The sequence below is a fragment of the Citrobacter sp. Cpo148 genome (genome assembly GCF_030332375.1).
Taxonomy (GTDB): domain Bacteria; phylum Pseudomonadota; class Gammaproteobacteria; order Enterobacterales; family Enterobacteriaceae; genus Citrobacter; species Citrobacter portucalensis.
In genome coordinates this window covers 710,132-736,665 of sequence record NZ_JAOWHY010000043.1, presented here as the reverse complement: position 1 = coordinate 736,665, position 26,534 = coordinate 710,132, and the positions used below count along the sequence as shown (strand labels likewise).

General features: G+C 52.3%; 22 protein-coding genes. 2 read left to right on the top strand and 20 right to left on the bottom strand.

Annotation, left to right across the window (positions count from 1 at the left end; translation table 11 throughout):
• Positions 1-62: 62 nt before the first annotated feature.
• Positions 63-977: a muramoyltetrapeptide carboxypeptidase gene (gene ldcA, locus OGY10_RS13415; RefSeq protein WP_191227104.1), complete on the bottom strand. Its 915-nt coding sequence runs from the start codon at positions 975-977 to the stop codon at positions 63-65.
• 98 nt (positions 978-1,075) lie between these two features.
• On the opposite strand from ldcA, the gene emtA reads away from it, so the two are divergent.
• Positions 1,076-1,687: a membrane-bound lytic murein transglycosylase EmtA gene (gene emtA, locus OGY10_RS13410; protein WP_016153365.1), complete on the top strand. Its 612-nt coding sequence runs from the start codon at positions 1,076-1,078 to the stop codon at positions 1,685-1,687.
• Positions 1,688-1,698: 11 nt separating this feature from the next.
• Here emtA and ycgR read toward each other — a convergent pair whose 3' ends face one another.
• A complete protein-coding gene (gene ycgR / locus OGY10_RS13405) occupies positions 1,699-2,433 on the bottom strand; it encodes a flagellar brake protein YcgR (protein WP_048235228.1) in 735 nt (244 codons plus the stop codon).
• 201 nt (positions 2,434-2,634) lie between these two features.
• Here ycgR and OGY10_RS13400 point away from each other — a divergent pair, with 201 nt between their 5' ends.
• Entirely contained in the window at positions 2,635-2,889 is a 255-nt protein-coding gene (locus tag OGY10_RS13400; protein ID WP_003020908.1) for a GlsB/YeaQ/YmgE family stress response membrane protein, read from the top strand.
• A gap of 41 nt (positions 2,890-2,930) precedes the next feature.
• Here OGY10_RS13400 and OGY10_RS13395 read toward each other — a convergent pair whose 3' ends face one another.
• From OGY10_RS13395 to OGY10_RS13310, 18 genes are all read right to left on the bottom strand, one after another.
• Complete coding sequence (locus OGY10_RS13395; RefSeq protein WP_191227105.1) at positions 2,931-4,901, bottom strand: TonB-dependent receptor plug domain-containing protein; 1,971 nt, start codon at positions 4,899-4,901, stop codon at positions 2,931-2,933.
• Between the two features lie 23 nt (positions 4,902-4,924).
• The gene (gene modD / locus OGY10_RS13390) at positions 4,925-5,782 is read right to left on the bottom strand and encodes a ModD protein (protein WP_057066782.1); all 858 of its coding nucleotides are present in this window, start codon (positions 5,780-5,782) and stop codon (positions 4,925-4,927) included.
• Positions 5,779-6,591 carry a class I SAM-dependent methyltransferase gene (locus tag OGY10_RS13385; protein WP_191227106.1) on the bottom strand — a complete coding sequence of 271 codons (813 nt, stop codon included), beginning with the start codon at positions 6,589-6,591 and terminating at the stop codon, positions 5,779-5,781. The genes modD and OGY10_RS13385 overlap by 4 nt, the downstream gene beginning before the upstream one ends.
• A gap of 9 nt (positions 6,592-6,600) precedes the next feature.
• Positions 6,601-7,362, bottom strand: a complete 762-nt coding sequence (locus tag OGY10_RS13380; RefSeq protein WP_136391973.1) for an ABC transporter ATP-binding protein — start codon at positions 7,360-7,362, stop codon at positions 6,601-6,603.
• The gene (locus tag OGY10_RS13375; RefSeq protein ID WP_410733834.1) at positions 7,359-8,318 is read right to left on the bottom strand and encodes a FecCD family ABC transporter permease; all 960 of its coding nucleotides are present in this window, start codon (positions 8,316-8,318) and stop codon (positions 7,359-7,361) included. Before OGY10_RS13375 ends, OGY10_RS13380 begins: the two co-directional genes overlap by 4 nt.
• Before the next feature lie 26 nt (positions 8,319-8,344).
• Positions 8,345-9,367, bottom strand: a complete 1,023-nt coding sequence (locus OGY10_RS13370; protein ID WP_191227108.1) for an ABC transporter substrate-binding protein — start codon at positions 9,365-9,367, stop codon at positions 8,345-8,347.
• A gap of 207 nt (positions 9,368-9,574) precedes the next feature.
• A complete protein-coding gene (locus tag OGY10_RS13365) occupies positions 9,575-11,287 on the bottom strand; it encodes an alpha,alpha-trehalase (protein ID WP_060682091.1) in 1,713 nt (570 codons plus the stop codon).
• 170 nt (positions 11,288-11,457) lie between these two features.
• Complete coding sequence (dhaM, locus tag OGY10_RS13360) at positions 11,458-12,888, bottom strand: dihydroxyacetone kinase phosphoryl donor subunit DhaM (RefSeq protein ID WP_191227109.1); 1,431 nt, start codon at positions 12,886-12,888, stop codon at positions 11,458-11,460.
• A gap of 10 nt (positions 12,889-12,898) precedes the next feature.
• A complete protein-coding gene (gene dhaL / locus OGY10_RS13355; RefSeq protein ID WP_020996617.1) occupies positions 12,899-13,531 on the bottom strand; it encodes a dihydroxyacetone kinase subunit DhaL in 633 nt (210 codons plus the stop codon).
• Positions 13,532-13,542: 11 nt separating this feature from the next.
• The gene (gene dhaK, locus OGY10_RS13350) at positions 13,543-14,613 is read right to left on the bottom strand and encodes a dihydroxyacetone kinase subunit DhaK (protein ID WP_191227110.1); all 1,071 of its coding nucleotides are present in this window, start codon (positions 14,611-14,613) and stop codon (positions 13,543-13,545) included.
• 275 nt (positions 14,614-14,888) lie between these two features.
• Positions 14,889-17,000, bottom strand: a complete 2,112-nt coding sequence (locus OGY10_RS13345; protein ID WP_191227111.1) for a hypothetical protein — start codon at positions 16,998-17,000, stop codon at positions 14,889-14,891.
• A gap of 38 nt (positions 17,001-17,038) precedes the next feature.
• Positions 17,039-18,898 carry an STY4199 family HEPN domain-containing protein gene (locus tag OGY10_RS13340; protein WP_191227112.1) on the bottom strand — a complete coding sequence of 620 codons (1,860 nt, stop codon included), beginning with the start codon at positions 18,896-18,898 and terminating at the stop codon, positions 17,039-17,041.
• A gap of 396 nt (positions 18,899-19,294) precedes the next feature.
• On the bottom strand, positions 19,295-20,569 hold the full coding sequence (locus tag OGY10_RS13335) for a Glu/Leu/Phe/Val family dehydrogenase (protein WP_079934758.1): 1,275 nt from the start codon (positions 20,567-20,569) through the stop codon (positions 19,295-19,297).
• A 322-nt stretch (positions 20,570-20,891) separates the two neighbouring features.
• Positions 20,892-21,860 carry a Csu type fimbrial protein gene (locus OGY10_RS13330; protein WP_258735334.1) on the bottom strand — a complete coding sequence of 323 codons (969 nt, stop codon included), beginning with the start codon at positions 21,858-21,860 and terminating at the stop codon, positions 20,892-20,894.
• Between the two features lie 13 nt (positions 21,861-21,873).
• Positions 21,874-24,159, bottom strand: a complete 2,286-nt coding sequence (locus OGY10_RS13325) for a fimbria/pilus outer membrane usher protein (RefSeq protein WP_219988046.1) — start codon at positions 24,157-24,159, stop codon at positions 21,874-21,876.
• A 55-nt stretch (positions 24,160-24,214) separates the two neighbouring features.
• Entirely contained in the window at positions 24,215-24,937 is a 723-nt protein-coding gene (locus OGY10_RS13320) for a fimbrial biogenesis chaperone (protein WP_003833508.1), read from the bottom strand.
• A 14-nt stretch (positions 24,938-24,951) separates the two neighbouring features.
• A complete protein-coding gene (locus tag OGY10_RS13315) occupies positions 24,952-25,482 on the bottom strand; it encodes a Csu type fimbrial protein (protein WP_003833507.1) in 531 nt (176 codons plus the stop codon).
• A 309-nt stretch (positions 25,483-25,791) separates the two neighbouring features.
• Entirely contained in the window at positions 25,792-26,523 is a 732-nt protein-coding gene (locus OGY10_RS13310) for a MerR family transcriptional regulator (protein WP_252430914.1), read from the bottom strand.
• Between the last annotated feature and the right edge of the window lie 11 nt (positions 26,524-26,534).

Genomic DNA, 26,534 nt, shown 5'->3' with positions numbered 1-26,534 from the left:
AATAAACCCTACCATAATAACGACAGAAACAGCGTTTTGCTTAGCCCCATTAGCCGCTTTTTTTACGATTTTAGTACCGGATGCCCACTTAAGGTGAGCTGAGTGCCGTTTTTATCATTTTTCAGCACCGCATTGGCTCCCAAAGGCAGGGTGACAGTGCGTTGTTCATGGCCAAAATCGAGGCCGCAGATCAACGGTACTGACAATCTGGCGCGTAGAAAATCACAAACTGAATCAAGATTGTAACCGGCATCGTAATCATTGGGTGCGCTACCGCTAAAACTGCCGAGAATAATGGCGTTTTGCTGGGCCAGTATTCCGGCGTGGTACAGCTGCAGCAGCATGCGCTCGACACGGAATGGATGCTCGTTAATGTCTTCCAGCACCAAAATGCCGTTTTTGATGGCCGGCATCCACGGTGTACCCATCAACGAAATGATCATCGCCAGATTTCCGCCCCACAGTGTACCTTCAGTTGCGCACTGTGGACCGTCACCCTGCCATTCGAGGGTAAATTGGGCATTACGCAAAGCCTGCCAGAAATGGTGCTCGGTGAATGCGTTCATTTCTTCGGCGCCGAAGTTCGCCGCCAGCATCGGGCCGCTGAAGCTAATCACATTCCCCTGTGTCAGCAGACCACACTGGATCGCCGTAAAATCGCTGTGTCCGCACAGCAGCAGCGGATCTTGTTGCTGGCGGGCTGCCAGCCCCTGCCAGTCAATTTCTTCCAGTAAACGGCTCGCGCCATAGCCGCCGCGTACCGCCATCACAACGGTATCGGGGGTTTTCAGATTAACGAGCGAGTTCACATCAGCAAGCCTTTCTGCCTCTGTCCCCGCAAAACGCTGGCAGCGGCGCGCAATGACCGCTGAATTGTCGACCTGATGACCGGCCTCAATAAGACGCGCAAGCCCACGTAAGGCAGCCTGCTGATTGATACAGTAGCCCGATGGGGCAATTAAGTGAAACCGGGACATGGCATTTCCTTGCTACAACTAAAACCAAATGTATATCATGCCGCTTAGGTATGTCGTTGTCACCTCAGCGACAGGTTCCGGCTATAAGGATAGATGACGTGAAATTGAGATGGTTTGCTTTTTTGGTTGTATTACTTGCAGGCTGTAGTTCAAAACAGGATTACAAAAACCCGCCGTGGAATGCTGAAGTTCCGGTTAAACGCGCAATGCAATGGATGCCAATCAGTGAAAAAGCCGGTGCGGCCTGGGGTGTCAGTCCACAATTGATTACCGCTATTATCGCCATTGAATCAGGCGGAAATCCGAATGCGGTCAGTAAGTCCAATGCGATTGGTCTGATGCAGTTGAAAGCCTCAACTTCAGGACGCGATGTTTATCGCCGCATGGGCTGGAGCGGAGAGCCGTCGACCAGCGAGTTGAAAAACCCCGAGCGCAATATCTCGATGGGGGCCGCATACCTGAGTATTCTCGAAACCGGGCCGCTGGCCGGGATTGAAGATCCGCAGGTGATGCAGTACGCGCTGGTAGTATCGTACGCCAACGGTGCGGGCGCACTGCTACGCACGTTCTCCTCCGACAGGAAAAAAGCGATCAATAAAATCAACGACCTCAGCCCGGATGAATTTATTGAACATGTTGCGGACAATCATCCGGCGCCGCAGGCCCCGCGCTATATCTGGAAGCTTCAACAAGCGCTGGATGTGATGTAATTCAGGTGATGCTAATCGCGCACCTTGTTCGACTTTTCCCGGGCCTCGCGTTCAAGGGAAAAAATAATCCGCTGTAAGTTCCGCTCCACCGCCGGGCCGACGTTGAGAAAACGAAAGCTCAGGCGGGGAGTGGTAATCGTTTCGTTTTTCCCATCGATAACCTTGCGCTCACTAATGGAAATAAGCTGGGCGTCAACGTGATACACCCCCCATTGCTCCATATTTAGTTCAACCTGCGAGAAGCGCATACCTTCTGCCAACCCCTCTGGTTTTGCCACTTCTAACAGCCCGCCCATGCCGCCGAGAGACAGATCGAATAAGCGAAAATGCAGAATGCTGTTGTCCGGCATTTTTGCCGTGCAGCGATAGGGAGGATGCAGCGGAGCGCCAATGCGGAAATATTCCCGACGCTGCACAAACCACAGAGAAGGCGGCAAGGATGAAATAAAGGCCGGCAGTTGCTGATACTCACCTTTTTTCAGCTGTGGCAGGGTGAATTCTACTTTGGCTCCCTGCGTTTCGGCGATAATTGAGATCTGGCTGGCCCGCTGTACGGCCTGGTTTTCATATTCCTGGCTGCCAAAATCCATGATCAGTTCATCGGGACTGACGGTCAGAATTTTGCTGATGAACTGGCCGCCTGACCAGGAGATACGCAGTGGAACCTGCTGCGACTTCAAGTCCCGAAGTACACCTAACACCGCTAACGGATTTTGCTTCAGGAACTGCTCATTGTAGTTACTCACACCTAATGACTCCTGGATGCCTGGTTTGTCGTTGGGTTATCGGCATTAATCTACGGAACTTAATACAAATGGATGAAATTTTTTACCAAACCCAATGAATTAAGTCTGAGTGATAAAAGCATGTCGCGATGGCTTGCCTATACTTTAAGTGCTGGCGCAGGAATGTCTTGCGCGTGCGTTCACTGGAAAGAGGGCCTGAAAATGGGAATTATTGCCTGGATTATTTTTGGTCTGATTGCGGGGGTTATCGCCAAACTGATTATGCCGGGGCGCGATGGCGGGGGATTTATCCTGACCTGTATCCTGGGTGTCGTCGGTGCTGTGGTCGGTGGATGGCTGGCAACGATGTTTGGTATTGGCGGCGATGTCAGCGGATTTAATCTCCATAGCTTCCTGGTGGCCGTGGTCGGCGCGATTGTTGTGCTGGGTGTCTTCCGGCTTGTACGACGAGATTAATCGAACGGCCCCTGTGGGGGCCGTTTCTCTATGTCGCTAAGTCAGAACTGATACTCAATCCCAGCCCAGTAATTACGGCCTTCTTCGATAAATCCTTCGCTGTACACGTATTGTGTATCGAACAGGTTATTGACCGAAGCGTTGACGCTAAGCCCGTGACCGATGGCGTAGTCGGCGCGTAAATGGGTAATGGCGAAACCTGCGGCTTTCTGCGAGCCGTCGCTATTGCTATAGCTCGATGAGCGGGCCTCTTCAGACAGCGTAATGCTCAGCGGATCCCACGGTTTCAGCGTCATCCATGCGGTGAGGGTTTGCGTCGGCAAATCGGTTATTTTGCCGATGTCGCTGCGTTTGACGTCCGCATGAATCAGGCCATAGCTCAGCCCAACATCCAGCATATCAAAGACTTTACCTTTAACGCCTGCATCCAGACCGGTGTAATCCACCCGGCCGCTGTTCTGATTCTGGATGGTATCGGCATCAATATTGTGTGAAAGAATGGCATCGCTGATGCGGTTGTAATAGACGCTGGCTTCGAATCCCCAGTCTTTGCCAAGTGAACCATTCCAGGTCAGATCCACGCTGCGGGCGCGTTCCGGTTTAAGCTGCGGATTGACCAGCGCCACCTGGTTATAGGCCGGTTTCGAGGTGGTGTAGCGCTCTTTCAAAGTCGGGAAACGTGTTCTGTCAGAGTAGGACAGCGCTAATGTGTCTGAATTTTCAAAGTGATATTTGGTCATCATCTGCCAGTTGAAGGCCGACTGATTGTTGTCATCATAGTGGGTGACGCTACCATTTTTTTCGTGCTTCATGCCTTCCAGACTGTCGCGCCAGTCATAGCTTATTCCAGCTACTACATCGACGTTATCCGCCGCTGCCCACTGGTATTCGCTGGCAACGGACCAGGTGCGGTCTTCGTAACGGTCGTAAGCTGCATTCGGAGCGCCTTTCTCGCGGTGAACATCATCTTTCCAGTTCACGGCGAAAGATAGTAGGTCGTTTTCACGCATATCCGCAGCAAGTTGCAGGCCAGCGCCATCGCTATAGTCTGAATAATGACTGTAGTTGCCTTTCTTGTTTTTCAGATCGGCAAGTGAGTTGTACATCATCAGCGTATTTTCAAAGGTATCGCGATACAGACGGCTTTTCAGGGTGAAACGATCGCCCAGATGGGTGGTGCCCTGATAGTAATAGCTCTCTTTATCGTACTGTGGCCATTGCCAGTAGCGTGATTTCTGACTGCTGGTTCCAGCGTACGGCGGGTTATCTTTTTCACCGTCCTGATTAATATAGGTCAGCACATATTCGTCATTACCACGTGGGGTAAAGCCCAGCTTCACGATACCGCGTTTGTCATCGGCGGAGGAGTTAATCATCTTGCCGTTGCTGCCCGCAATAGGGTTGTCCACACCGTGCGGTAAGCCAAGGAAATCCTGCTTCAACTGACTGCCGCTGAGCTGGATGTAGCCGAGATCATTGCTGGCGCCAAATGAAGCGTGCATATCGTGGGCATTGCCTTTGCTACGACTCCAGCCCTGGCGATAGCCAATGCTGCCTTCAATCGGTTTGGTAGTCTTTTGGGTGGTGATATTGATGGCGCCGCCCATCTGGTTCGGCCCTTGTAACAGCGACGAGTAGCCTTTGGAGACTTCAACCGAAGCGATATCGGAGGTCAGAAAACGGCCTAAATCGAGGTTGCCATCATAGGGGATGTATACCGGCACGCCGTCAAAATAGACGGGAACCTGACGGCTGTCAAAACCGCGGACTTTCACCTGCTGTTCATTGCGGTTGCCTGACTTTTGCAGCACGACGCCGGGGACAACGCTCAGTGCCTGCGCCACGTTTTGCTTATCCAGTTGCTGCATCGTTTCCTGGCCGAGAACCGTGGTGGTTGCGGCGGAGGCCGGACTTGACCAGACGGTCATGGTTTCGCTTTCCTGCCCAGCAAAAGCACTGTGCGCGAAAGCAAACGACAGGGCTGTGTAAAGACAACTTTTGTTGAAATTCATTATTTTTAGTCCATTTATTAATGTTATATGCCACGTGCGTCCGGGCTCAGGCTAACTTTGATATCCGCGGGCGGAGCGTAGTAAGGCGCGGAAGTGATGAAAAGTCTGATGCCACAGTCGAGATAACTCGCCAGCGAGGCGAGGGTAATGCCGCCAGTCAGCGCCAGCGTGCAATGGGGGGCCAGAGAAGGGGCCTGGCGAACAATTTCTGTTGCTTGCTCAGGGGTAAATTTGTCGAGTTGCAGGACATCGGGCGCGGCGCGTAGCGCGGCTAATGCCTCATCTGGCGTATCTGCCTCAACCACAATCTTTTTTTCTGGCGCATGGCTGCGTAAGCGCGCAATCGCACCTGACCAGTCGTTTGGATTGGTAAGAAAATGGCGGTGATTAGCAAACAGCAGTACCGTTTCGGCGCATCCTCCGCGATGGATAATGCCTCCCGCGGCGAGTATTGCTTGAGTCGCCAACAAACGCGTGCCGGGAATGGCTTTGCGGGTACAGGCAATCTGCCCATCAGGATAGCGTTGGCGCAGTTGGCTCAACATGCACTCAAGATAGCCCGAAACCCCGCAGCTCCATTCCAGGACATTTTGTACCGCTTTCCAGCCCTGGTGCAGCGCCGCCGCATTCCCATGTGCGCAAATCAATCGCTGTCCTGCACTTACCTGTTCACCATCGGCAACCATGTCGCTGATGGTCAGCCCTAATGAGGCGAGCATTTGCCTGGCAACGGCGGTGCCGCTAACGCACCCGCCCTGGCGATGGTAAAATTCCATAACGCCCGGCTGTGCGCCGATCCCCAACGCGCGGGTAGTCAGGTCGCCGCCCTGAATATCTTCCAGCAGCAGCGCGTCGGTTTGCGCCTGCGAAAAGTAGATCATCGCAGCGCCTCCCGCGGAACGCTGTCCCACCAGATAAGCGCCCAGTCACGGCTGGCGGGGGCAATCGCGCGTGGATCCTGCTGCTGATACCAGCTTTCCAGACGTTCGACCTCGTCGGCGCTCAGTTCACCCATACTCCAGCGCACGTTTTCCAGAAAACGCGTCCAGGTGCTGTTGTCCTGCTGGCAGTTGGGTCCGCGGATAAAATCAACATGCGCGTGGATCCCCATCTGATACAGGACATTAAGCGCATAGATATAGTTGGGAAGCTCAATCACTTCGCGGCCCAGTGCACGCTGAATGGTGGGGGAAACGAAAGATGAACTGACGAGATGAGTGGTGTAAACCCGCAGTCGGGCCTGATTATTCAGTTTGGTCATCGCCTGGCGCATATCGGCAACCAGCGTAGAGCGCGAGGCGACGGCGATATCGCACTGGGGTAAATCATCCCAGTGTTCCTCCCAGGCCCGCTGCACCCACTGCACGTGACGGGCGTTCATTTGCGCAGCGCGGCGGGCAGCTACGCTAAGCATGCCCTGGCTGTAATCTACGCCGTAAATTATTGGCATCTTTTTAGCCAGCGCCAGCGAGACGGTACCGGGACCGCAACCCATGTCAAACAGCGACTCCGCCCCTTTCAGGTCGATTTTCCCCAGCAGTTGCAGCAGATAGCTGTCGGTTAATGAGGCGCAATTTTCCGCCATTTTTTCCGCACGTTTATCCCAGTGCTCCGGCTTTTTCTCGGTTCTGTTCGCCAGCTGTAACTGTTTACGGTAAAGATCGGCAAAATCAATGTCGTCAATGAGCATTCTTATTCCTTAGTTATGTGAGCCAAAGAGATGGTGAGCGATTTGTGACGGTGTAACGCGATACAGTTCCGCCAGGCGATCGGTGGCGAGCTGATGTTCAGGAAGTCCTTGTGACACTTCGCCATCCGGTTCAACGCGTACCACGCTGTCGGCAATTGCCCGGGCGTGCAACGGATGATGCGTCGACATCAGCAGGGCCATACCCGAATTTTTCAGCGTCACCAGCGTGTCGAGCAGACGGATCTGATGCCCAAAATCCAGGCTGGAAGCGGGTTCATCCAGCAACAAAAGGCGTGGGCGTTGCGCCAGCGCGCGGGCAATTAACACCAGTTGCCGCTCTCCGCCGCTCAGCGTGTTCCAGCGTCGGGGCGCCAGGTGAGAGATTCCCAGCATCGTCATCTGCTGGTGCGCATTTTCACGCTCTTTAGCGCCGGGAACCGCAAATGCCGCCAGTTGCGGGGCCAGCCCCATCATCACCATGTCCAGCGCAGTGAAGGCAAACGCGCCGTCATGTGCCTGAGGAACCCAGGCGATAGCGGCGGCGCGTTGCCGATCGCTGAGATGATTTATAGCGACGCCATCAAGCAGAATGTCACCGTGAAGCGGCGAAAGAACGCCGAGAATGGTGCGCATCAGGGTGGTTTTTCCACTGCCGTTGGCCCCAATCAGACAACAGACGGAGCCGGGCGAAACCTGAAATGAGACATCGCGTAACACGGGCTGGTGACTGTGGTATCCCAACGACGCATGGCGGAGGGTCAGAAGCGTCATGGGCGATTTCCCCGTAGCAAAAGCAGCAAAAAGAACGGTGCGCCAATAAATGCCGTCAGGATCCCCAGCGGGATTTCTGTGCTGCTCAGCGTGCGGGCAAGAGTATCGGTGAGCAGCAGCAAAATGGCGCCGATCCCCATGGAAACTGGCAGCAACTGCTGGTGGTTATTGCCACTGAGGAGTCTGCCGATGTGCGGTACAACCAGCCCAATCCAGCCGATAATGCCCGCGATGGCAACGGTACAGGCGGTGATTAACGTTGCGCAGACGATCAGTCCCAGTCGCAATCGGGAGACGTTGATCCCAAGCGATCGTGCTTCATCATCCGACAGGGTGAGCAGGTTCATGCGCCAGCGCAGCAGCAATAGCGGGACCAGTCCTGCGAAGATCAGCGGTGCCGAGAACCACAGATCGTGCGGCGTGATCGTCGATAAACCGCCAAGCAGCCAGAAAGTGATAGAGGGGAGTTGGGTATACGGGTCGGCCAGCGTTTTGATGAGTGAAATTCCCGCGCCGCATACCGTGCCCAGCGCAATCCCGACCAGCACCAGCGTTAACACCGGGTCGTGTCGCTTGACTCGCCGGGTAATTAACCAGACACCGGCGACCACGAATAAACCGCCTATGAACGCATACAGCTGAATAAACAGGATCGGTAAACCTAACAGGATTGCTAAACAGGCACCTAAACCCGCACCCGCCGCCACGCCGAGAATATCCGGCGAGACCAGCGGGTTGCGGAACATGCCCTGATAGGTGGTTCCTGCGCCCGCCAGCGCCGCGCCGAGCAGCAATGCAGCCAGTATGCGTGGCAGGCGGATTTGCCAGAAGACGATTTTGTCCTGCATTGGAACGCCATCTGTACCGGCCACGAGATTCAGAACCTGCTGTGCATCCAGGCGATACGCGCCTGATACCGCAGCGACGCTCGCGCAAAGCACCACCGCAGCACTCATCAGAAAACCGAGGGTTGATGTTTTCATCAGACTGCCACCAACCTTTGATACTGTGCGTCGCTTAGCGTGGTGTGCCAGAACAATTCACTGTAGCGTTGCATATCGGCTTTAAAGCTCGCGTTAACCTGAGGATCAAGCCAGGCATGCAGGCGGCGTAACCCCAGTAAACGGTTGATGCCAGGAGGTGCATCCAGCCAGCCAAACGGCAGACCGCTGAGAAACAGAATGCGCCGGTCAGCAACCGCTTTGACTCCTTGCCAGACCGGATCTTCTCGTAGGAACTGCGCTGTCACCGCATCCTGCACCAGGATAATATCCGGCTGCCAGCTGAGAAGATTTTCCATTGAGACCTGTGTGAGCCCCTGTCGTCCGGGGATGTGCGCCACATTGTGCAACCCCAATAGTTCTGCTGCTTCGGTATGCAGAGAACCTTGTAAACCAGTCTCCAGTCCTCTGGCACCGCGCGCGGCATAAAAACGCAGATTCGCCGCGGGTGAATGCGAGAAAGCTATTGCATCATCGATAAATCGACGGGCCAGAGCGGCCTGCATTGCGGTTCGCGAGATGACGCCCAATACTTCACCGACTGCGCGCAGCTGTTCTGGGGTATGGCGCAATTCGCCGTTAATCAGCAGCCAGGGAATGTGTGTTTGTGCGCTCACTTGTCTGGCTTGAGAAAGCCAGGTTTCATCGGCATTACCGCAGTCAATAACCAGGTCAGGTTTAAGCGCCAGGAGTGCTTCAAGCGAGAGTGTGCTGGCGCGCCCCGCCAGCCTGCCGAGTTTCGGCAAAGTCCGAATGTTATCGTTAAACGGGATAGCGGTCTGGCGAGAGAAATCAAAGGAGGAAAGTCCCACCAGTTTTTCCGGTGCGACGGCCAGCAGCAGCATGTCAGCAGGTGCGCCCGCGCTGACCACGCGTTGGGTCGTTTCTGGCTTCGGAGAGTCTCCAATGGCCACAGTCAGCGAGGTTTGAGCAAACGCGGGAAGATGGCGTAGCAGCAGTGCAGATGCCACGAGTTGGGCAAACATCCGTCTTGTCAGTGGCATTATTGTTATCCTGAAGGTTACAAAATCGCTATATATTTACATATACAGCGAATAAAAACATGTTCAGAATCAATTTCTCACGGATGAAAACCCCGGATACCCCATAAGGGCTAGAGGCCATAGAGACAGCTGGAAGGGGGAAATATAAGAAAGAAAAATCCGCGACGAAGCGCGGATTCAGGAAGTAAAACGGCTCAGGCTATGATGTTATGGCGTCGGTTGAGTCTGTTTTTTAGACTCGACTGGCGCAGTACTTGCCGGGGTAGGTCGTGATGCGGGTACGTTGTCACAGGGCTTTTCTTTGGCGCAAATCAGGTCGAGCATTTTCAGCGTTACGCCGTTGGTCCAGCCGAAACCATCCTGCAACGGATACTCACCACCGCCACCGCCGGTTCCAGTGGTGCTCACGTCATACTTCTCAACCAGCTTTTTCTCGCGATCGTAGGTGTGTTGAACATTGGTGAGGAATCGCCAGGTCACGTCCATGGCAACAGTATCCTGACCGTAATTCTGTAACCCGGATGCTGCGACCCACTGGAGCGGGGCCCAGCCGTTGGGTGCATCCCACTGCTGGCCGCTTTTCACCGACGTGGTAGCAAGGCCGCCCGGTTGCAGCAGATGGGCCTGGGTGGCCGTGGCGACTTTACTGGCGCGATCTTTTGCCGCTGCATTGACATATAGCGGGAACAGGGCGGCAGCCGTGAGCTGGTTGCGTACTTTGTGGCTTTTCAGATCGTAGTCGGCATACCAGCCTTCTTTGTCGTTCCACAGGTACTTCTCGATCCCTTTTTGTCGGGCATTAGCGAAGCCATCGTACTGCGCCGCTTTGGCATCATCACCGGCAGCCTTGCTGGCGAGGGCGATCATTTTTTCCATTTTGTACATCAGCGCATTGAGATCGACCGGAACGATGCTGGTGGTGCGCAGAGTGCCCAGCTGATTAGGATTGTCCATCCAGCGGGAACTAAAATCCCAGCCGGACGCGGCAGCTGAACGCAGGTCGCGGTAGATTTCTGTGGCCGGGCGGTTTGGGTTGCTTTTAGCGGTGGCAATATCCTCTACCCAGGACTCTGGCCGAGGCGAATCGCGCTCATCCCAGTAGCGGTTCAAAATGGTGCCGTCATCCAGTTTAACTACGCGCTTATTTTGCTGACCGGGCTGGAGTGTTTCGACGCCTTCCATCCAGTAGCTGTACTCTTTGAGCATCTGTGGGAGGTATTTTTTCAGCGCGTCATTCCCGTCGTGCTGCGCCAGTAGTTCAACCATAAAGGCAAAGAACGGCGGTTGCGAACGACTCAGGTAGTAGGTGCGGTTGCCGTTAGGAATGTGTCCCCAGGAATCAATCTCGTAAGCGAAGTTTGCCACCATGTCCGAGACCTTATCCCAGTGATTGCTCTCGGCAAGCCCCAGCATGGTGAAATAGCTGTCCCAATAATATATTTCGCGAAAACGCCCGCCAGGTACCACATACGGTTCCGGGAGCGGCAGCAGCGAATCCCATTTTTCAGCGTCGGTTGTCGAACGGGTGAGTACCGGCCACAGGCCATCGATATGTTCGCGTAATGATTGCCCGGCCGGGGGCACGTATTTCTCGCCGTCTTTCGGCAAGGTGAAATTCACTTGCACAAAATGGCGTAAGTCGAATCCGGACTGGTTTTTCTGCATCCGGTAATCGGCAAGGATCATTAATGGATCGCTGTTTGGCACCGCGTCCGCAAAGGTTTTCTGGTCAGGAAACAGTTTGGCTGTTTGTACATCGTTAAACAGGGGGCCAAGCAGAATATCAGGCGGCGCAGGCGTAGCGGCTGGTGCGTCCTCGGCGTTGACGGCAAAAGAGGAAAGGGCAAAAAAGGTGCTTGCGAGCGTCAGTTTTATTGCAACAGAGAGCAGGCCAGGATGGCGAGTTGCTGGCGTTATCATCGGTTAATCTCCTTAGCGGCGTGCCGAAGTAGCGGCATTTACCATGAGAAAACCTTAGTTCAGGAATGACCGTTGCGCGTGATCGGCTCCCCATTTTGCGAATAAACAGACATTTCCCGGCGTGAATAGAGAAGAAGCACACCCTTTGTTGGAAAGGGTGTGCTTCGGAATCAGTTTGCGCGGGTTATCCGCTGTGTGACACAGTCAATGGTCAGAGTATCGCCCATCTTGATGCTATCGAGAGCCGCGCCTTGCTGACACATCCAGCACAGGCCCATTTCACGAGCGATAATCGCCGGATGTGAGGCTTCGCTGCCGTCCCGCAGGCAGATACCTTTGATGGTCTTCGGATCGAGTTGCAGTACCGTAGACGGATAAATGACATCAGCGACCAGGATAGTGGGGCGCAAGAACGCGGGAATTTGTGCGCTCTCTCCCGTCAAATGCTGCAGTGAACGAGACAGCAAATCTTCAATATCAATGTATCGCGCCTGCAGATAAGGATCATCGAGCTGTAAATACTGCTGGCTGAGATCGCTCAGCACCTGATGCCAGGCCCAGGCGGCGCTGCACTGCTTTTCGCGCATTACATCGCAGGTCATTTCAAACAGTTCAGGATCGTCCAACAGCGTATGGTGACCGGAGAAGATGGCGGCGATATCTGCGGAATATCGTTCTTCAGCAAGTGCAGTGAGTTCGCTCAGGTCGTTCAGCGTACTTTGGATGGCGGTCTGTAATAGCTGCTGCTCAGCCTGGAGTGATGCGGCTGGCTGCGGGTTTACCTCGGGCGAGAACGGCGTGTAACAGAATGCCGTCCCCATGACTTTTGAGGGAGCCTGAGTTGCCTTGTTATCAGCATTAGCGGACTCGAGCGATTCACCAAAATTCTCCGCTGCCAGCTGTTTAAATGCGGCCAGCGCATCCTCTGCCTGTTCGCCTTTGGCAATCAGGCGCAGCGTGTCATTACAGCGAACCTGCAGCAGAGCTATCTGATTCAGGCTATCAGGAACCACACACTTGCCGTTTTTCTCCAGCCACATGTCGGCGTTAAAACCAGACAACGCGGAAACCAGCCGCGAAGCCGGGCGAACGTGGATGCCGTTAGGGTTTTTCACCACAATGGCAACAGAACGGGCATCTGCATCGGGAGACAGTGCAGCAGATGCGGGTTTCGCTGCGGATGGCGAAGGTAAACCCAGTTGCTCACATTTGGCGTCGAGGGCGTTCATGGCATCACGGATGACCCGATCGATATCAGCACCCGCGGCGGCGCTAACCGTCGCGGCCAGTGTGCCTTCAACCAGTGGTGCTGCGCACAAACGCACTTTGGCGGCAATGCCAGGGTCGAGCAGTTCCAGCGCGGTTTCCGCACTCAGTAATGCACTACCGATATCCATCATCACCAGCACGTGGTCCGTATCGGCCACGGACTCGATGGCTTCCATCACCTTGATCGGATCGGTGCCAATCGGATTCTCAGGATCATCAATGCCTGCGGCAATGGCGATTTTGCAATCACCGCCCATTAACATCTGCCGGGCCAGCGCACCGACGCCTTCGCCCAGTTGGGCGCTGTGAGAAACAATAACCAGGTTTACCATCGCTTTATCCTTACTCTCTGGACGCCTGAGCTAGCATTTGCATCATAAACATGACCGACGTTGCGCCGGGATCCTGATGCCCAATACTGCGCTCACCAAGATAGCTGGCACGGCCTTTGCGGGCCTGCATGGTGATGGTGCTTTGCGCTGCGGCTTCCGCTTGCTGGCTTGCCGCTTCCAGCGCTGCCTGTACGCTTAACTTTTGCTCGCAGGACTGACGTAAAGATTCGACCACCGGTAGCCAGACGTCGCACATGGTTTTGTCGCCAGGTTCAGCCTTACCGCGGCTAATCACACCTTCTGCGCCATCACGCATCATTTGATACAGTTCTTCAAGCGTCAGGCTTTGATGAGCCTGAGTCACCTGGGCGGCGCGAATAAAAAAGGTGCCAAACAGCGGTCCACTGGCCCCGCCGACGCTTGAGAGCAGCACCATACCGGTGTTTTTCAAAATAAAGCCGATGTCTTTGTCTGCGATTGACGGCAGCTTTTCAACGACTTTGCTGAAACCACGATGCATGTTCAGACCGTGGTCGGCATCGCCGATCTCCCGGTCAAGTCCGGTGAGAAAATCACTTTCTGTGGTGAAGATCTCGCCGCAGCGATAGAGCCAGTTAACAATTTGCGTTCTGTTGAGGGACATCATGAATCTCCTTATTTACCCCAGTTGAGGGCAGGGGTGTGAACCGGTGCATCCCATAAGCTCAGCGTTTCGTCATCTACCTGTAACAAGGTGATCGAGAAACCGGTCATATCCAGAGAGGTACAGTAAGAACCGATCAGGTTGCGCTCAATGGCGATGCCTGCATCCTGACAACGGCTTTCCAGGCGGTTATACACGCCGAAGAGTTCAGACAACGGCGTCGCGCCGAGATTATTGACCAGCGCAATAACGCGATCGCCACTTTGTAACGCACGCTTGCTTTCTTTACCTTCCTGCCACGCGCCCTGGACGTTGTCCCAGTGGCGGAGTGTACGGCTGTAGTTACCGTTTTCCAGCAGGGTATCGAACATTTCATCAACGGTCTGATCGAGAGAGGTGAAGGGGCGACGGTCAATGCCGGGTTCCCCGTGGATACCTACGCCAAACTCCATTTCGTTATCCTGCAGCGTGAACGACGGTTGTCCGGCGGCTGGAACGGTACAGGCGCCAATGGCTATGCCAATGGAGTGGCCCTGGTTATTCAGCTTACGGCCCAACGCCGCACAGGCTTCCAGCGAATCACCGCGTTCGGCGGCCGCGCCGACCAGTTTTTCGATCAATACGGTATTCGCCACGCCACGTCGACCGGCGGTATACAAACTGTCTTTCACCGCCACGTCGTCATCCACCACCATGGTGGTGACTTTGACACCGCTTTCATGCAGCAGCTCGGTGGCGGTTTCGAAATTAAGAATGTCGCCGGTGTAATTTTTGATTATCAGCAGCACGCCTTCGCCACCGTCAATTTGCATGGCGCATTCGAACATTTTATCCGGCGTGGGTGAGGTAAAAATCTCACCCGGGCAGGCGCCAGAGAGCATGCCCTGACCAATGTAGCCGCAGTGCATAGGTTCGTGTCCGCTGCCGCCACCGGAAAGCAGAGCCACTTTGCCCATCACCGGTGCATCTGCGCGGGTGACATATACCGGATCCTGATGCAGTGCCAGGGAAGGATACGCTTTCGCCAGTCCGGCGAGTTGTTCATTCAGTACGTCTTCAACACGGTTAATCAATTTTTTCATTATTTATGCTCCGCAGACAGTCCTGGATGGCTGCCAAATTCGGGCAGGCATCTGATGTAGGGTATCGGTTAGTTCAACGTCACGGCGACCGCTCGCTGCCGATAAGGTAATTTTGCACACGGGTAGTCAAAAGAAAATTGATGTGATTGGTGTTTCAATACGGAACATTAGCATCTTTTAATGTTCCATATTGAAACGTGGTGGTGCATAAAACAGCGGAAGTGAGAGATGCGGCAAAGTTTATGCTGACGGCATCATGAGTAAAACGTTATTCCTTACTCTTCTTTGCCATTAAAATCGAAAAACCAGAACAAGATAAAACCAATAAAACCAAAAATTAGCAGAATAGCCAGGGTATAGACTTCATATCGCGCGGCATCTGCAGCAATCGTCTGTAACTTGTCCATTGCCGGGGCTGGCTGCTCTTTGAATAGCATGAGTTGCCATTCATAAAGGTTTGTTGTTTTTATCTCTTTAATCGGTTCCCAAATATGGTTAGCCGCCGCGCCGAGTGCTAAAGCAGAAAACAGTGCGCCGTAAATACGTTGGCGTTTTTCCTGGCGCTGACTAATAGCCTGGCGCATGAGCTGATCCAATTGCTCTATCTGCGTCATGAGCTCCTGACGTTGCTCAGACAATCCCCACTGCCGAGAGAGATCTTCACTCAGCTGGTTATGTAGGGCATCGTTGCCGACTAAAGCACCTTTATTCATGGCTTTTAGCGCCTGGGCTTTGGTTTCCAGCATCATTTCGGACCAGTCAGATAGACGACGAATTTTTCCCTTTCGGTTGTGTTTTTGCTGCGACTCGAGCAGATCCTTGAGCCACTGTTCAATCTGTTGGGCTGAGTTCGCCAGAAAATTTTCATACTCATGGCTTACATCCGCTACAGAAATGGCCGCTTTAATCAGTATCGCCAGATGTTTATCCTCTTCTTCGCGACAGAAGATTGTGACGCCATGACGGTGAGCGACAACCAGAATATTGCTGTACCATTGGCAGTGGTACTCGCTGGTGGGGGGGAGATCCGCAGGACTCCTAACGACGCGCGTGCTATCGCTCTGTGCTGCCAGCCAGGCATGAAAGGTGGGGGTATCGATCATTCGCATCAGCGGGACGATCGTAATATCACCACCCTCTGGGATGCGATGCTGATAGACACGAATGCATTTACCTTTTGTGCGGCAATCAAGTTCGGGTAAAGCTATTGGCACAATGGCGTTATCAAGATAACGGGTAAAATAATTTTCCCAGATTGCGGGCAAAACGTCTTTTTGCCAGGTCAGTTTCGAGCCGGGCTCTCCGGGAGCAAGCTGCTTCGGTGCCGCAATTAGCGTCATTCTGCCTTGATCGTCGTACCAGGGTTGGTTCGGTGCGCCTGGGATCAATTTATCGCTTCCGGCCAGGCGATAGCTTTCGAGAAAACGCGGAGTATCGTGCGGGCGTAGTCCTTGCCAGGCCACATCTTCACGTTGTTCCAGAGCGGACCACAGGGCATCAAGGCGTGTCCCCTGAATCGGGTTGAGCGAAATAACGATATCATTTCCCGTACCCACTTCTCGTGGTCGATAAATGGCCAGCAACCCAAATCCATTGTGCGTCCAACTGCGTTCTTTATCGCAGCGCGCGAGAATTTTCAACATCCCAGAAGGGAGCGTTTCGGTAATAAACAATGCATCAACCACCGTTTGCCGCCGGCCTGTGCCGAGATCCAGCAGGAGTTGGCAGGTAACCGAACGCTTGATCACGTGTTGGTAAATCTGTTGCTCATACGCCAGACTTGCGACCGCACTTGCATAACATTGCGTGTGCATGGGCATAATGCCTGCGGTGGGGTCTGGGTTGGCTATCATCATATCGCTCAACAGGCGAAGGCAGGCCAGCATGTTGTGGCGAACAACGACAGTATCATCCATGGATTGCTCGCACAGGCTGCTATGCGCGAGTGCGGATAACAAGCAAGCGGCAGAACGAGTTGTATCATCACCGTCCAGATAAATACCGCTTTCCCATGCGGTGACGTATTCCAGCCACGGATGTGCTGATAGCGACAGCGAACCAGCGGCATCGAGATGGTTCAAAAACAGCAACAGCGTAAAACAGGTATCCAGAGAGAAATCTTCGATAACGATTCGTTGTATTCCCTGGACACTTGAGAGTTTACTGCGCCATATAGACCATTGACGATCGTCGGCATTTGCCACCAGTTCACTCACCGAATTGTAGTGACCTGCACGGTATCCTTTGTTATTGAGCGCGACACCCTTATGGCTTTCCGTATCATTGCCGTCGCCCAATCCGATCAGTAGGCTGCCTGCCGGTGCATCACGCTGCGACGGATTGAACTCGAAAGTAAACAGCGGCCATGCATTATTGAATGCGAGCATATAATTCTCTTTCGATGAATGTGTTGTTGGATCGCTCATTATTTGACTACGTTATAAATGACCCGTTGTGAGCGACTCCAGTTATCGCCAATCGCAATATTGGGTTCATGGTTTTCTTGTTTTACGCAGTAGTTCTTAACCAGGCTTTTTAACTCTGCCTCGTTGAGTGTGCCGAACATCAGACGCGTATTCAGTTCTTTCAATAACACATCATGGAGTGAATAAGTGGTCGGTCTTTGCAGTGAAAATTGCGCCGCGTCAGCCAGTAACTCACGCGCATTATCGGCCATCAGACGGCGCTCACAGCGACCTGCAGGTTCATTTTTGGCCATTTCTTCATCGTAAGCTTTCTTCTGGGCTTTCTCAAAATTAAGCGCTCTGTCGAGTTCCGCTTTAATACCCTGAACATCCTTGGCAGAAGAACAGAATGTTTTTAAATAACGAATCTGTATGGGGGTCAGCGTGCCATTGTGGTCCGCTTGCTGACGTAATTTACCGGCCATTCTGAGGCAGCCGTTTTTTTCATCCATCAACGATGCTGATTGTAATAGGGCATTCAACGTTTCCTGGCGATCTTCCAGTAATGCGGCTTCGGCATAATACAGTTTCCAGCGCATGCCTCCGGCAAGAAACAGATTGACAACCTGGGTATCACCGCGATCGATAGCGGCGCGAAGATTTTTTTCATCCCAGGCAATGCCGATATTCGCCAGTTCTTTACGCGGATCGTTACTGGTTTCTTTTTTCGCCCCAGCAACCGTTTTACCCACTTCCCCGAGATCGCTACGGATGGACTCCGTATTCACCAGCGTCTTGGTTGAGGTTCCGAAAGTCAGTACTGAGCCAACAATAATGACGACGATACCGCCCAGCACCCAGGCTACTCGATTGCGAATGATGCGCGTATCAATTTTGATTTTTCCAATATCCTGAGCCTGAGCCACCAGATCATCCTTTATTTCCTGAACGTCACCGCCGAGATCTTCAATTTTTTTGGCTGTCTGTTCGAAATAGTGAGCAACCTCAGCATTGCTGTCATCAAAAAAGCGATCAGGGTTAACTTTTACCCGGCCTTCGTCGAAGGCCTCCTGTACCGGCTCAGTAATTTCTTGGTAATAGTAATTCACCAATGTTGTTTGGACGGAGGTTACCCGCTTATGATGCGCCAGACGGTTGCGAATTACGCGAATATCGTCAAGAAAGGTATTCAGTGTTCTACGTTTATCGTTAACAAAGCTGAGCAAAGGGGTATATTGATAAAGTGGAGAGTAGTGGATGGGATATTCGTCTTTATCAATAAATAGTGAGGCGAGTTCACTGAAAAGGGTACCGCTCAATACGTCATCACGATCGGCAACGTTGAGCCATTTTTTTACACGTTCCTGACCAAATAGTTTGTTTAGGTGCTCAAGTAGGGCTTGTTGGTTATTGTACGCTTCATTAATTAAACTACGAATGGTCAGCTCTAATGCTCGTACCTGCTGCAAACTACGTAACTGCTTTTCTTCGCCTTCGTTATGCAGCGTCGTTGAATAAGTTAATTGAGGCTGTTTTTCTCGCAAATATTCGAGCTGCCACAAAAAACGCAACGCGGCAATGGTCAGATTTCTGTCGGCAGGCTGGCCATCTGTATTTCTGCCGAGCCATTTGTTCAAGGTGCGTAATGCCGCAAGAAAGCTCGCCATTTCCTGCTCATTATAGTTAAACCGGGCCGCTACACTGCTCCAGTTGCCCAATCTCTCTCGGGCTTTATCAAGTGAATAATAAAACGTATCAGGCGAAAGTTGCGTGGGGGCTGGTATACCCAGCAGGGATAAGATTTGTGGAAATGCGCTGTCGAAAAGAGACAGGCAACGAGTAAAATCGTTGTACTCAGAAGCAGATGAATGATCGACCATTATATTCTCACGTGGTTATTCGCTGAGTTTTCCCGGCCCGATCTAATCGCACTGTGTCAGGCAACTTTCCCTGCAGCCAGAATGCCATAATTCGACAATTATTCGGGATTTTTAATCAGTTCGTCAATATATATGGGGGGCGTAATATTGGTAGTAGACATTGCAACCAATAATGCGTTGCTATGGGTTCTTAACGCAAATTATGGTTGCAGCGATGGAATTTAATGTTTATTGGCTAACAAAATGCGCAGATATTGGGTAAGTAAAACGCAGAAAGCGGGGCAGATGAATCAGGCTACTACACGCCAATAATGCCACAAATAATGCAGCATTATTGGCGTAACTCACGACTGGCGTTTATCGTCGGTCAAAAACGTTGGCGTATCTGCCGTCGTATTAGCCCGGATAAATTCCGCGATCTTTACGTGCCAGCAGAATGCGTTCGCAGGCAACAATGTAGGCTGCTGTACGCAGGGAGCAGGATTTCTCAGCTGCTTTTTCCCATACGTGCACCATCGCATCAGTCATGATTTTGTCCATGCGATTGTTGATCTCTTCTTCACTCCAGAAGAAGCTTGCCATGTCCTGGACCCATTCGAAGTAGCTGACGGTTACGCCGCCTGCGTTACATACGACGTCAGGTACCACGATGATACCGCGGCTTGCCAGCATATCATCGGCATCCGGGTAAGTCGGGCCGTTAGCGCCCTCAAGTACCAGTTTGCAGGTCAGCATTTCTGCACGCTGACGGGTAATCTGTCCTTCCAGCGCGGCAGGGATCAGGATATCCATCTCCACGCTCCAGAAGGCTTCGCTGGTGATGGTTTCAGCGCCCGGGAAACCGGCAATCTGTTTGTGCTCTAACTGCCAGGCAGACAGCGCGGTCATGTCGATACCCGTGGAGTTAAACAGCGTTGCGGTGTGATCCTGAATAGCGACGACACGCGCACCCGCTGCGGCGAACAGGCGGGCGGCTTCGCTGCCGACGTTACCAAAACCTTGTACCGCCACGCGAGCGCCTTCAACTTCAATGTTCGCACGACGCGCGACTTCCAGACCGCTGACGAAAACGCCGCGACCGGTGGCTTTATCACGGCCTAACGAGCCGCCAAGGTGAATAGGTTTACCGGTGACCACACTGGTCACGGTGGTGCCGTGGTTCATGGAGTAGGTATCCATCATCCAGGCCATGACTTTTCCGTTAGTACCTACATCCGGCGCAGGAATGTCTTTCTGCGGCCCAATGATAATGCCGATTTCGCTGGTATAACGGCGGGTTAAACGCTCCAGTTCACCTTCAGAAAGTGAGAACGGATCGACGCGCACACCGCCTTTGGCTCCGCCGTACGGCAGATTCAACGCTGCGCATTTGATGGTCATCCATGCAGACAGGGCCATCACTTCATTAAGATCAACATCAGGATGATAACGCACACCGCCTTTGCCCGGACCGCGGGAAAGGTTATGTTGCACGCGATACCCTTCAAAATGACGGATAGTGCCGTCATCCATCTGCACCGGGATATCGACAATCAGCGCGCGTTTTGGGTGGCGCAGGGTGTCCACCCAATGGGAAAGTTCGCCCAGGTAAGGGGCCACACGCTCGATTTGTTGCAGGTAGGTATTCCAGGCAGATGTGCTGCTATCTGAAGCGTAAGATAACTTATCCATGATAAACCTTAGTTATAAAAGTAATATGTTCTTAATTTGGCCGTGGTATACAGTGAATCTCACCATATAAACCTAAATTTAACATTTTTTTCATAGAACAGCCTGCCTGGCTAACACGGATTATCGGTATGAGTAGTGTGGGTTTTGGCTTGGTGATGAATAGTTATTCTTTATTTTGGCTGTAATCGCGGTTGTTTTGCGGTTTATGTAATTTAATATGCATAACTTGTAAAAATAGCAATTTGTCAGATTTATGACGCACCTCTAAAAGTAAATAATATGATAATAAAATGTGTTTGCTTTATTGCTGTTAAGCTGGGCGTCAGTAGGTCACGGCGATGGTGACAGTATCGGCATAGTTGTCTGGCGTGTAGTTCGCGCTGGGAACGGTGGCGTAAACCGGGTAGGTAGTCGTTGTCCCCGTGCCGCTGCCCGCAACGGTATTGAGCGATGTATTGCCCCACACCATACCGGAAGGACCTGGCGTCGAACTAAGCTGGTAGGGGACTTTATCCGTATTTGACCCCGTGCCTGCCATCACGCCGCTGCCTGCCGTATTGCCGTTGGAGGGTTGAAGTCCGATGGTATAAGGCGTGTTATTGGAACAGGCTACGCCTACGTTATTTGACGCCGTGAGATTACGACCCGTTCCGCTGGTGGGAGCAAAGTTGATGTTAGTCGCGGAGGTGATATTACACTGTTTGCTGACAGCAGCTGTGACGGTGAAAGGAAACCTGGCGGCAACGGTATCACCACAGGTGGTTGGCGGGAAAAGCAATCCGGGATTGAGGGTGACAAGGGCTGTTGCCGTCGTATAGCTATCCTGATAATTTCCGGGGACGGCTGCCGTTTGTGGCGTGACGATCTGCGCCGATACCGTGAGTGAACCCGTCACTGGCGTCAGATTCAGCAGGTTAAGCTGTACCATGGGAAAAGTGGTTCCTGACTGATACTGGCTGCCCCAGACTTTGGTGCGCCCGCTATCCTGGTAAAGCTGGTATGCCAGCGTTCTGGCGGGGTTTCCGCTTAACGACATATTTCGGGTTGTCACCTGGCCACTGACGGCCGAGGCGCCAATATTAAAACAGAGATTGATCCCTGCCAGCACGTCACCAAGCTCTTTGGTGCAAGTGTAACTGAACGTCATTGATGACGTTGCGCCTGTCGCAGACAGTGGATTGACCGAACCTAAATTTATGGGTTGCACATTGCTCACCGAACAGGTTACCGCATGGCTAATTGCCGGACAAAAAAGTACGGCAGCGATGAGTAGCAGATGTCTTAACCTCATGAGCGCACTCCTGTTAGTGTGGGCGACAAACCAGTGGGCCTATTTGCACAATCCCCTTTGCTGACGCGGGATAGTCAAATTGCACGCGACAACTACCGGTGTCCGTATCAACGCGCAGCGTGTTGTGCTGCTCAAGAGTGTCGAACCATGTCATTCCATCAAAGCCAACGACAGACGATTGTCCTTTTTCGTTGATGGCGTAAGCCATGCTGCCTTCAGGAATTGGCTTACCCTGATTGTCGACGAGGATAATCTGCGCAGCGCGGACGGGGGTGATGCCAAAGCTAACCAAAGTACCGGAACGATCGGCTGGCGTGGCATTCGTCTCAACGCGTGCGATCCGCATATTGGCAGGGAGATCCATCGGGTCAATACTGATCAGGTTTTTTTGATAACTGTTGAGCGGTGTGACCAGCAGTAGTCCCTGGTCATCGCTACGACCGATCAGGTTATTTTGCAATTTGACCGGAACATCAGGCACGCCGTCAGTTGAGACGACGGCAAAACCATTATTGATTTCTCTTGCTGCAAACAGGCCGCCTCCCATGGTCACCAGCGATCCGGTTGCGCCTGCATAACCGTAATGGTTATCCGGTAAACGGCTGAATCCCGCGTACGCTTTACCATAACGTCCCAGATATCCCACTTCTCCCTGGCCACTTTGCCGGGAAGCCTGCTGACTGGCAGCCAGATTCCAGCCCCAGCCGCCGTCGGCAGGGGGCGTCAGGCTGGCGTTGAGCTGGTAACCGGTTTCGTCGTTGGTACGTTGTAGGGTGCTGCTGGCGCTCAGATTGTTGTCGGTCGTGATCGTCACCATCAAATAGAGACTGCGATCGCGGTTGTCGTCAATGTTCTGGTTGAATCCGGCATTCAGTGAGATGTTGTCTGTAACAGACTTAAACCAGCTGGCATTGGCGTAGCGCACCGCATTTTCTTGTGGATATCGAAACTGCAAATAGCTCAGGCTGACATTACCGGCTGCTTCCAGCGAATAGCCAATGACAGTGTTGCTGTTAAGCGTGGGGGGCGGCTCACCGTAATGGGTGGCGACATCGCGATAATCGCCGGAAGTTGCCGTGGTACTGGTACTGAAATTAAACCGTTCGCCGGACCAACGGTAACCAAAACTGTACAAAAACCCGTTCTTTCCTGAGTCGGTACTTGCGGCAAGTGAGGTCGAAAACGTGCCGCTGCGGGTTCCTGGGATCCAGTCGTTACTGAAGCCCGCGTTAATCAGTCCATCGCTGGTTTCCGCGTGAGTCCCGGCGGTGAACGTATTGCTAAACCCGCGACGCCACGTAGCGCTCAATACTGGTGCGCTGGCATAATCAAAAGAGGAGTAACCATAATTTTCGCGTACCGTGCCTAATTCTGCCGACCAGGCGGTTAATCCTTCCCGCAGGAGTTGCTGATCGTTGTAGAACGAGAAATTTTGTACGCTCGTTCTGCCCAACGCATCTGTCATCATCACCTGACCCGTTCCCGCGCCGCTGATGTTAGGCATTGTGTTGATCTGAAAGCTACCTGCGGGGACTTCTCCGTTGTAGTACCTGACGCCGTCGACGTACAGCTCAACGTTTGACGGTAACGTCGCGGATCCCAGATATGCTGGAAGCGGGGTGGTTGGCATATAGGGCTGTAACCCAAAATCGGTGCCTATCTGAATGCCGCCGATTCGCGTCGGTCGGGACCAGATGAGTGAACTAGTCAGGGTATCGCCAACGGTTAACGCCAACATCGAATCAGGAAATGACGTACGCCAGCTGGTGTCGAGGCGCTCAACGCTGTTATCGGCATATTCCTCGGTAGAGTACTGCGTCAACTGAGTGGTGCTGAGCACGCCGGTCGCATTGAAGGCGCGAATTTCGCTGAAGGTATTGATTGCGCTTTCATCCCCCTGTTGCGTATAGATATCATAATTGAGCAGCGCCCCGCGTGATGTTGTTGCCGTTGGCGCGGTTTCGGTGGGCGAGTTAAGCTGCGTGGTTGCAAGATCGAGTGAACTGAGTGGCGCAGTAAGCGAGAGCGTTTGCAACTGAACGTTGTAGTCAATGGTTAGCTGGGGGATATCGTTCAGGCAGACGGCGTTAGTGACGTCTGGAGCAAAGCGAAAGCCCATTTTACGCAGAGTATCTGCTCCTGCATAAAGCTTTCCATTATCGTAGCCAAAATGTACCAGCCCAACGGGATTCCCATTTAAGGTGACGTCGAGATACAAATCGACTCCCGTAATCTGTGAGGCGCTATTAATAACACCATTTTCGTTCTGGTTATTATTCAGCGTTTGTGCGCAAACCATTCCCGATATTAATACTCCATTGAGAAAGCAATATTTCACCAGAAGCCAGGATCTGTTACAGATCTTGTACTGTTTTTTGGCCATTGATTGTGACTTCAACTTTCCCGCCGTAATGATTATTCCTGGCTGACGGGGAAACTATCCAGCGCATTGTTGATCCGGGTAAAACGTAGCCTAATAGTCCGGGTGTAATGACTTTTTTAGTACCGTCAGGGCTTATAAATGTTGCAGCAGATAACTGTGCATGCCCATTTCCCTGATTACTGACTTCAATAAATTTTTTGCCATCCAGCTGCTGTAATTTCCATTGCAGTTTTGCCTGCGTTTGTGCCGCTGATGTTGGTTGAATGAAAACGGGAACAGAATAATGCAGCACAAACTGAAGCTTGTTTTTTTCTACTTTTGCAGGCGGTAACTCATCTATCGACAAACGATAAGCGTCTTCGGCATGTGCCGAGGGAGGGCTTGTACGAATAACGCGTATCAGCTGTCGTTCTCCAGGGGCCAATGCCAACATCGGCGGGCTAATCACCAGCCCCTGAGAGGGAGAAAGTTTGTCGTCATAAGCGCTTTGACTCCAGCGAAAAACCCGAACCTGGGCATTGAGCACATTTTCACCCGCGTTACTCAGCCAGATACCATCGGCATTTTGCGTCGCTTGCAACGTTAACGTGACCGGGGCTATTTGCAGTCCGCTGGCGGTGGCAAGATTGACGCTCGCAACCATCCCTAGCAGGCATGCGCAGGCACACTGCTTTACAGGCAGTTTTACTCTCATATGGCTTCCTGAAGTTAGTAGTTAACGTTAACCGTTACCGTGTCGGCATAGTCATCAGGAGTGAAGTTGGCACTCGGTGCGGTGGCATAAACAGTATACGTTTGCGCCAGACCTGTACCCGTCGCCGCTACCCCATTTCCAGGTGCGGTGTCGGTGGCGGTATTCCCCCACACCGGACCTGTTGCTGACGTACGATTTAGCTGATAGGGCACTTTATCGGTATTGGTGGCAGCGTTAGCTACGGAGGACATGGCGCCAGATCCCGTTGTCGTCCCTCCATTGGCAGCCGACGGTGCCAGACCGATAAAATAGGGCGTGGTTTTTGAGCAATTAATTGAAATAGTGTTGCTTGCACTGGTATTTGTCGCCGTGGTATTCACCGGACCAAGTGTAATATTTGAAGCCGAACCGGCAGTCACGGTACAGGCCTTTTGAATCGTCATCAGCACCTGAAATGTTCCGTTAACGGTTGCTGCATTTGCCACAGAAATAATGGAAAAGGCGCAGCAACAAAGAATTAAGCGTTTGTCTAAGACTAGAGCCATATCCTTTACCTTTTTCAAATAACCACATTTATTACTTTAGAAAAACAATAATGTGGCACAAGAAGACATAATTTAACCCTAGAATAAGTATTAGATGTACGCCAGTTGATCTAATGAATTTTACTTAGGAAAAAGGTGATGTCGTCTGCAAAAAAATAATACCAATGGGTTAGTATATTGTTTTATTTATATGCTATGGTCGGGGTTAAGTCAGGAGGATAGAGGGCAACATATTCCTTGGGTGGTACTCAAAATAACCAGCCAAAAAATGAGAGTTGTATGATTTATCTTACACGTATTACGTGTAGGTTACGGGCTGTGGAAAATGACCTTATAACCTTGTTCATTCCAGTGTTGGAGCAGTTCATTTTGTCTGCGGGTTGGCGTAATACCGGTCCAGACAAAAAGGGTTTGCCCAGGGAAAAGTTCAGGTCTTGGCGATTCAATGGGTTCAGCCAGAATGGCAATATGCCAACCAGATAGCGATAAGCGCCAGGCTTCGAGCCACAGACGGGTTCTGTCTTCAACATCCCAGGCCATCAGGAGGGCATCCTTTCCTGACTTGCGCCGCGTTTCAGACAGCAGTGTGGCAACATATTCAATCAATGCGCCATCAAGCATGCTGTTCATTATGCGGGATGTATTATGGTCAAGTATCAGCCGTTGACGTACGGGAAGATAAACGTGATCGATCAGCGCATCTACGGGGTGAACGCGACCGAGTGCGGTAATTTTGGCTCGCAGCTTCGGTGGATGCGCCATGCGAAGAATGCTCATCATCTCTTCTTGTAATTGATTCCAGTCGTCGTCAGCTTGACGGGTACTGGTTTCCAGCAATGCCTTAACTTTCCCAACAGGTATGCCATTGCTAATCCAACGTTTTATTTCTTCAATACGCTGAATATCTTCTTCATCAAAGAGTCGGTGGCCACCTTCACTGCGTTGAGGTTTGAGTAAACCGTAACGTCGTTGCCATGCCCGAAGGGTAACAGGATTTATCCCGCAACGTTCTGCGACATCCCCAATGCTGTAATAAGCCATAGTTCCCCCGG

Excerpts from the sequence above, each read along its gene's own strand:
- OGY10_RS13330 (WP_258735334.1), bottom strand. The coding sequence starts at position 21,860 with ATGAGGTTAAGACATCTGCTACTCATCGCTGCCGTACTTTTTTGTCCG.
- OGY10_RS13340 (WP_191227112.1), bottom strand. The coding sequence starts at position 18,898 with ATGGTCGATCATTCATCTGCTTCTGAGTACAACGATTTTACTCGTTGC.
- OGY10_RS13345 (WP_191227111.1), bottom strand. The coding sequence starts at position 17,000 with ATGCTCGCATTCAATAATGCATGGCCGCTGTTTACTTTCGAGTTCAAT.
- OGY10_RS13325 (WP_219988046.1), bottom strand. The coding sequence starts at position 24,159 with ATGGTTTGCGCACAAACGCTGAATAATAACCAGAACGAAAATGGTGTT.
- OGY10_RS13315 (WP_003833507.1), bottom strand. The coding sequence starts at position 25,482 with ATGGCTCTAGTCTTAGACAAACGCTTAATTCTTTGTTGCTGCGCCTTT.
- ldcA (WP_191227104.1), bottom strand. The coding sequence starts at position 977 with ATGTCCCGGTTTCACTTAATTGCCCCATCGGGCTACTGTATCAATCAG.
- OGY10_RS13380 (WP_136391973.1), bottom strand. The coding sequence starts at position 7,362 with ATGACGCTTCTGACCCTCCGCCATGCGTCGTTGGGATACCACAGTCAC.
- modD (WP_057066782.1), bottom strand. The coding sequence starts at position 5,782 with ATGATCTACTTTTCGCAGGCGCAAACCGACGCGCTGCTGCTGGAAGAT.
- OGY10_RS13365 (WP_060682091.1), bottom strand. The coding sequence starts at position 11,287 with ATGATAACGCCAGCAACTCGCCATCCTGGCCTGCTCTCTGTTGCAATA.
- OGY10_RS13385 (WP_191227106.1), bottom strand. The coding sequence starts at position 6,591 with ATGCTCATTGACGACATTGATTTTGCCGATCTTTACCGTAAACAGTTA.
- dhaM (WP_191227109.1), bottom strand. The coding sequence starts at position 12,888 with ATGGTAAACCTGGTTATTGTTTCTCACAGCGCCCAACTGGGCGAAGGC.
- OGY10_RS13395 (WP_191227105.1), bottom strand. The coding sequence starts at position 4,901 with ATGAATTTCAACAAAAGTTGTCTTTACACAGCCCTGTCGTTTGCTTTC.
- OGY10_RS13375 (WP_410733834.1), bottom strand. The coding sequence starts at position 8,318 with ATGAGTGCTGCGGTGGTGCTTTGCGCGAGCGTCGCTGCGGTATCAGGC.
- OGY10_RS13335 (WP_079934758.1), bottom strand. The coding sequence starts at position 20,569 with ATGGATAAGTTATCTTACGCTTCAGATAGCAGCACATCTGCCTGGAAT.
- OGY10_RS13320 (WP_003833508.1), bottom strand. The coding sequence starts at position 24,937 with ATGAGAGTAAAACTGCCTGTAAAGCAGTGTGCCTGCGCATGCCTGCTA.
- dhaK (WP_191227110.1), bottom strand. The coding sequence starts at position 14,613 with ATGAAAAAATTGATTAACCGTGTTGAAGACGTACTGAATGAACAACTC.
- OGY10_RS13400 (WP_003020908.1), top strand. The coding sequence starts at position 2,635 with ATGGGAATTATTGCCTGGATTATTTTTGGTCTGATTGCGGGGGTTATC.
- OGY10_RS13370 (WP_191227108.1), bottom strand. The coding sequence starts at position 9,367 with ATGCCACTGACAAGACGGATGTTTGCCCAACTCGTGGCATCTGCACTG.
- OGY10_RS13310 (WP_252430914.1), bottom strand. The coding sequence starts at position 26,523 with ATGGCTTATTACAGCATTGGGGATGTCGCAGAACGTTGCGGGATAAAT.
- dhaL (WP_020996617.1), bottom strand. The coding sequence starts at position 13,531 with ATGTCCCTCAACAGAACGCAAATTGTTAACTGGCTCTATCGCTGCGGC.